Annotated in this window: 6 protein-coding genes; 1 reads left to right on the forward strand and 5 read right to left on the reverse strand. The window is 40.1% G+C overall.

Annotation, left to right across the window (positions count from 1 at the left end; all coding sequences use genetic code 11):
- Positions 1–8 precede the first annotated feature (8 nt).
- The 5 genes from carA to ACSLUH_RS06385 form a co-directional block, all read right to left on the reverse strand.
- The gene (carA, locus tag ACSLUH_RS06365; RefSeq protein ID WP_448565454.1) at positions 9–1,139 is read right to left on the reverse strand and encodes a glutamine-hydrolyzing carbamoyl-phosphate synthase small subunit; all 1,131 of its coding nucleotides are present in this window, start codon (positions 1,137–1,139) and stop codon (positions 9–11) included.
- Positions 1,140–1,382: 243 nt separating this feature from the next.
- Positions 1,383–2,189 (reverse strand): 4-hydroxy-tetrahydrodipicolinate reductase, encoded by an 807-nt coding sequence (dapB, locus tag ACSLUH_RS06370; RefSeq protein ID WP_448565455.1) that lies wholly within the window; start codon positions 2,187–2,189, stop codon positions 1,383–1,385.
- A gap of 6 nt (positions 2,190–2,195) precedes the next feature.
- On the reverse strand, positions 2,196–2,618 hold the full coding sequence (locus ACSLUH_RS06375) for a DUF6841 family protein (protein WP_448565456.1): 423 nt from the start codon (positions 2,616–2,618) through the stop codon (positions 2,196–2,198).
- 53 nt (positions 2,619–2,671) lie between these two features.
- Positions 2,672–3,295, reverse strand: coding sequence for an FKBP-type peptidyl-prolyl cis-trans isomerase (locus ACSLUH_RS06380; protein ID WP_448565457.1), 624 nt, complete (start codon positions 3,293–3,295; stop codon positions 2,672–2,674).
- A 118-nt stretch (positions 3,296–3,413) separates the two neighbouring features.
- Positions 3,414–4,355, reverse strand: a complete 942-nt coding sequence (locus tag ACSLUH_RS06385) for a ketopantoate reductase family protein (protein ID WP_448565458.1) — start codon at positions 4,353–4,355, stop codon at positions 3,414–3,416.
- Positions 4,356–4,633: 278 nt separating this feature from the next.
- Between ACSLUH_RS06385 and ACSLUH_RS06390 the strand changes: the two genes are divergently transcribed.
- A complete protein-coding gene (locus ACSLUH_RS06390; RefSeq protein WP_448565459.1) occupies positions 4,634–5,956 on the forward strand; it encodes a Na+/H+ antiporter NhaC family protein in 1,323 nt (440 codons plus the stop codon).
- Positions 5,957–6,113: the final 157 nt, after the last annotated feature.

Raw genomic sequence — 6,113 nt, forward strand, 5'->3', positions numbered from 1 at the left:
TCTAGTACTTAAGCTTGGTTTGCTTTGATTAAATCAATGAAGTGGTCAAATAATGGCGCAGCATCATGAGGACCCGGACTTGCTTCAGGATGACCTTGAAAACTAAACGCTGGTTTATCTGTGCGATGAATGCCTTGTAAAGAACCATCAAATAATGATTTATGCGTTACTTTTAAGTGCTCTGGAAGCGCGGCTTCATCAACAGCAAAACCATGGTTTTGCGAAGTGATCATAACAACATTACGATCATAGTCTTTAACTGGGTGGTTGGCACCGTGATGTCCAAACTTCATTTTCACGGTTTTAGCACCACTGGCCAAGCCAAGTAATTGATGCCCTAAGCAGATACCGAAAATAGGTAAATCTTTATCTAAAAACACTTTAATTGCTTCAATCGCATAATCACATGGCTCAGGATCACCAGGGCCATTTGATAAGAAAACACCATCAGGGTTCATCGCTAAAACGTCTTCTGCTGATGTTTGTGCTGGAACAACCGTTAATTTACAGCCTCGGTCAACCAACATACGTAAAATATTGCGTTTGGCACCAAAATCATAAGCTACTACGTGGAATTGACTGTTATCTGGCGTCGGATGACCAACACCTAACTGCCAACTACCTTCTGTCCATTGATAAACTTCTTGCGTACTGACAACCTTGGCCAAATCCATGCCTTTAAGGCCTGGGAAAGCCTTTGCTTGCGCTAGCGCATGAGCTTCGTCGATATCGTCGCCAGCTAAGATACAACCATTTTGTGCACCTTTTTCACGTAAGATGCGCGTTAATTTACGCGTATCGATATCAGCAATACCTAAGATATTGTTTCGTTTTAAATAGTCGCTTAATGTCTCTTGATTACGAAAGTTACTTGCTAGTAAAGGTAAATCTCGAATAACTAAACCTTTCGCCCAAATTGTAGAAGACTCTTCATCTTCACTGTTCGTGCCTGTGTTACCAATATGTGGATAGGTAAGCGTCACAATTTGCTCTGCATAAGACGGATCGGTAAGGATTTCTTGGTAGCCTGTCATCGCTGTATTAAATACAACTTCACCAACAGCCGCCCCATCTGCACCAATTGCGGTGCCTTTAAATACTGTGCCGTCTTCAAGCACTAAAATGGCAGATTTAGTCAATTTAACCTCCGTAAAGAAGAAAGAACTCTTAGTGTAATTCACTAAGCCCAAAATGCTTTCATCGTAAAAAGCGCATAAAAAATGCCAAAAAAGTGCCTTTCGGTAAATTTTTGACAAAATCCACTTATTTTACGCTTAAGTAGCCCTTTCGTCTAGTCTAAAATGTAAAAACTCATACTTTTTTAGGTTTTTCACCTAAAACGTCTAAAAGTAGCACTTTTCTATCTAAAAACTATTGATAGCTTAGCCTTTTAGCCCTAAAACATCTTGCATATCATAAAAACCATTGGGCGCATCATTTAACCAAAATGCTGCTCTCATCGCGCCTAAAGCAAATGTCATACGAGAACTAGCTCTATGGGTAATTTCCAAGCGTTCACCTAAATCAGCAAAAAATGCGGTATGCTCGCCAACAATATCGCCAGCGCGAACGGTTGCAAACCCGATAGTTTCTCTGTCACGCTCACCAGTGATACCTTCTCTACCATATACAGCACAGGATGAAAGTTCTCTTCCTAACGCCTCGGCGATAACTTCCCCCATTTTTACTGCTGTACCAGAAGGCGCATCTTTTTTAAAACGGTGATGTGCTTCAAAAATTTCTATATCAGTATAGTCGCCAATTGCCTTTGCGGTAATTTCAAGTAGTTTAAATAGTAAATTAACCCCAACACTGGTATTCGGCGCCAATAATACCGACATATCATTTCCAGCAGATTTTATCGTCTCTACCTGCTCTGACGAAAAACCTGTCGTACCTATCACTAACTTTTTATGGTGTTGTTTACACCACTCAATATTTTCTAATGTCGACTCAATCGAAGTAAAATCAATAAAGACATCAGCATCACTCAGTTCATCATTATTGGTCACAGTTTGCTTACCGATGGCACCTATGCCAGCAAGTTCACCTAAATCAAAATTGATAAAAGACGATGAAGGTCTTACCGTTCCACCAACTAATTCAATGGACTCATGTTCGATTGCTGCTTCGATTAAATTGCGTCCCATTCGACCGCTGCAACCTAAAATCGCTACTTTAACTTTCATATCCAATTATTGCTCTTTATCAAACGTTATAGCTGTTGAAAGCACCACCGCCTTTTCTGCTTCTTGAGAAACGACATTAAAAATTCGATAGTGCTCATTAATAGTAACCAAGTGGTAACATGCGAAAAAATGACTAAGTACTTGACCGGAAGCAGTCTGAAGTAGCCATGTCATACCCAATAAGGTGATATTTTCACATACTTTACTAAAACTTATATTTGAACACGTTATACAGTTAACATCAGCTTGCTGAACCTGTTGACGAATATCAGAAAACTGCGCTAACAACTCTTTTTCGTTAGTGAGTAGCATAAGTTCATCAGGGGTACTCAATGTACACGGGAACTGGTAGCAACCTGACAATGCTTCGATATCTAAGCACTTAAAATTATCGATGTAATACTCAACAAATGTCGTTAATGATTTCATCTTATTGTGTCCAAAAAAAAGCCCTCTGCAGAGGGCTTTAACAATATTAGTAGTTAGCTAACAATAGCCAATAATTCTACGTCAAACACTAAAGTTGCGTATGGAGGGATCGCTCCCTGTGAACCGCGCTCACCATAAGCTAAGTTATACGGCACGTATAAACGCCATTTTGAACCTTCAGTCATCATTTGTAATGCTTCAGTCCAGCCAGCAATAACGCCACCAACCGGAAATTCTGCTGGTTGGCCACGCTCGTATGAACTATCAAAAACATCACCATTAATAAAAGTACCGTGGTAATGCGTGCGAACAGTACTTTGTGCTGTTGGCTTTTCACCATCACCTGACGCTAATACTTCATACTGTAAACCTGAGTCGGTAACAACCACGCCTTCGCGTTTTGCGTTTTCCGCCAAATAGGCTTCACCTTCAGCAGCTTTCTCTTTGGCAATCGCTAACTCTTGCTCTTGTAGTTTCTTAGAAACAATTGAAAACGCTTCGTTTAGATCTTCATCTGAAACTTGGCTCGCTACATTCGCTAGTGCGTCAGCTAATCCAGCTTGCACTGCGGTTACGTCAAACTCCTTAAATGGGTTGTTGCGTAACTGGTCACCTAATTGACGACCAACACCATAGCTTACACGTTGTTCAATTGTTTCGAATGTTTTTTCAGACATATGATCCACTTATTTTGCGTAGTTAAAAAATTCGCGCAAGGATAGCATAAATCGAACAACTCCTATAGGGGCTAAAGGATCTTTTTCATCAATATTCGATGATTTTTCTTTCATTCGCTTAATTTTTAAGCTTGGTTAACAAACAGGCATAACAAAAGCGCAGTATTGGCACGGCCAGTTGATGATAGTCTGCAAGTGCAATAGCATCACCGATTAAACTACCAAACTCGCACGCCTTTCCCTGCTCAACATCTTGCTGCATAGAGGTTTTACTTTGCTCCGGTAGGTTATTCATCGCTTTATGGATGCCATGAATAACCTTTTCACTTACTTCAACTTTTTCTGCTTTAGCTATTTGTTGATACTCGATAATCAGTTGTTTTAATAAAGCAAAGCTTTCCTCGTGCTGTCGGATTTTTCCTAATGGTTGTTCAACAATACTGGACAATGCAGCCCAAGGGGCGACAAAGAGATACTTCCCCCACAGCGCACTCGCTATCGACGGTTTGAAGCTCGTGTTAACTCCTGCATTTTGCAGGTCATTAATTATCATGCTCACCTTGCTGTTTAACATCTCTTGAATATTTTCAGCTTGTTTATTAGCTTGATAGCCAAGCGTAATATGAGGCTGGGCACCAATATGTTCAACCACGCCATCATCAGCTAACCGGCAGATAATATTGGCAAAACCTACAACAATCTGGTGCGACTCAATCCCTAAAGAGACCAAAACATCAAAATTATTTACACCATTTAATAACGGAATAACAAGCGTTTTTTTATCAACAATTGGTCGAACAACATCAACTACGTCTTTTAACTGGTAAGACTTTACCGCGATAAAAACCACATCATAAGTAGCTTCTGATTTGATCTTATCACTGACCCTAACCCGATTAAGTTCACAATCACCTTTGGGGCTTGTTAACCTTAAACCAAACCTTTTAATGTTCTCTAATCGCTTCCCTCGAGCTAAAAAGTCTACCTTTTGCCCTTGTTCAAGTAATCTTCCGCCAAAATATCCACCAATTGCACCCGTACCACAGACCAAATAACGCATCAGCCCCCCTTTAAAAAAATGCCTTATCTTTTAATTATTTGCTATAGTGCCCGTTACTTTGCTTATCATTATGCCTCATTTACTGTTCAAATGTAGGCCTTAAAATGTAGTTAATTGTTAGCATTCAATCAGCAAAGCATTAATCGACAGATAACGTTGCTCGGCATCATGTGCTAGATTGATAGGGCTAAATTTAAGCGATAAATAAGGGTTGCTAGAGACATAAAGTCCGTAACGCAACCCCTTTAAAAATAATAACAATTTGATAGAGACTTTCCATGGCGGATAATAACAAATTAACCAAGCAAGGCAGTGCAATAAGTTTACTGCCCTTTATTTTGTTCTTGGTTTTATTCCTCGGTACCGGTGTTGTTCTAACCCTACAAGGTAAAGAGTTTGCGTTTTATCAATTACCTGCAAGTATTGCAATTATTCCTGCGGTCTTGTTTGCCATCGCACTTGGTAAAGAAGCGTTAAACGACAAGGTAACCCAATTTATTGAAGGCGCTGGACATCAAAACATTATTACCATGTGTGTGATATACCTACTCGCCGGCGCTTTTGCCACTGTTGCCAAAGCAACGGGTAGCGTAGATGCTAGTGTACAACTTGGGTTATCCATTTTTCCTGATTATTTTTTACTTCCTGGCTTATTTATTGTCGCCGCTTTTTTATCAACCGCCATGGGAACCTCAATGGGCACGATTGCAGCAATCGCTCCTATTGCGCTTGGCTTTATTGAAACCGCCTCGTTAGATGCGGGTCTCGTTGCTGGTTGTATTATTTCTGGTGCCATCTTTGGTGATAACTTATCAATTATCTCCGACACGACTATCGCGTCAACACGAAGCCAAGGCGCCCACATGAAAGATAAATTTAAAGTTAACTTTAAATTTGCTATTCCTGCTGCATTAGTTTGTATCGTAATTTATGGATTTATTGGTCCAACGATTAGCTATCAAGCAGGCGCTGATGTTTCGTTAGTAGGCTTGATCCCTTACGTGACAATTTTACTCATGGCGTTACTCGGTATTAATGTCTTTGTTGTGCTTATCGTCGGTATTGTGCTCGCCGCGATAATTGGCATGATAAACAACGGTTATCAGCTGACACAATGGATAAGCGACATTAATGCTGGTTTTGCCAGCATGCAAGATATTTTTATTTTGGCGCTTTTTATTGGCGGTTTAAGTGAGTTAACCAGACAGCAAGGAGGATTGGCTGCTTTAACTCGTATGGTGGAAAAAGCCGCCCAAACGATTAGCCCCAACAATATAAAAAGAGCATCAGGTATCGGTATTGGCGGTCTTGCCTTTTTCTGTAACTTTTTTACTGCTAACAATACAGTATCCATTATTATCACAGGTGAAACCGCTAAAGAATTGGCAACAGATGGCAAACTTACCCCCGCACAATCGGCAAGTTTACTCGATATTTTCGCGTGTATTAATCAAGGTTTGCTTCCCTATGGTGCACAAGCGCTATTATTGGGTGCGACCTTAAAAATATCTCCAATAGATGTTGTCACCAGTGCATTTTACCCGATGATTTTACTTTTTGTAGCGGGTTATACTTTTTGGCATATCACCAAACAACGGTAAGAAATCAATTGATAAAAAAAGGCAGCTTTCGCTTAATGCCGATCAGTTAAGAAATATTTAATGATCCATTGACCGATCAACTGGTTAGTTTATAAAGGCTTCTGAATTTATTCAGGAGCCTTTTCTTTTGCAATTAACAACAGCACTTTCTCTTGCC

This window comes from Thalassotalea ganghwensis (assembly GCF_053485795.1).

Bases quoted from the DNA above. Each gene is read 5' to 3' on its own strand.
- dapB (WP_448565455.1), bottom strand. From the start codon at position 2,189: ATGAAAGTTAAAGTAGCGATTTTAGGTTGCAGCGGTCGAATGGGACGC.
- ACSLUH_RS06375 (WP_448565456.1), bottom strand. From the start codon at position 2,618: ATGAAATCATTAACGACATTTGTTGAGTATTACATCGATAATTTTAAG.
- ACSLUH_RS06380 (WP_448565457.1), bottom strand. From the start codon at position 3,295: ATGTCTGAAAAAACATTCGAAACAATTGAACAACGTGTAAGCTATGGT.
- ACSLUH_RS06385 (WP_448565458.1), bottom strand. From the start codon at position 4,355: ATGCGTTATTTGGTCTGTGGTACGGGTGCAATTGGTGGATATTTTGGC.
- ACSLUH_RS06390 (WP_448565459.1), top strand. From the start codon at position 4,634: ATGGCGGATAATAACAAATTAACCAAGCAAGGCAGTGCAATAAGTTTA.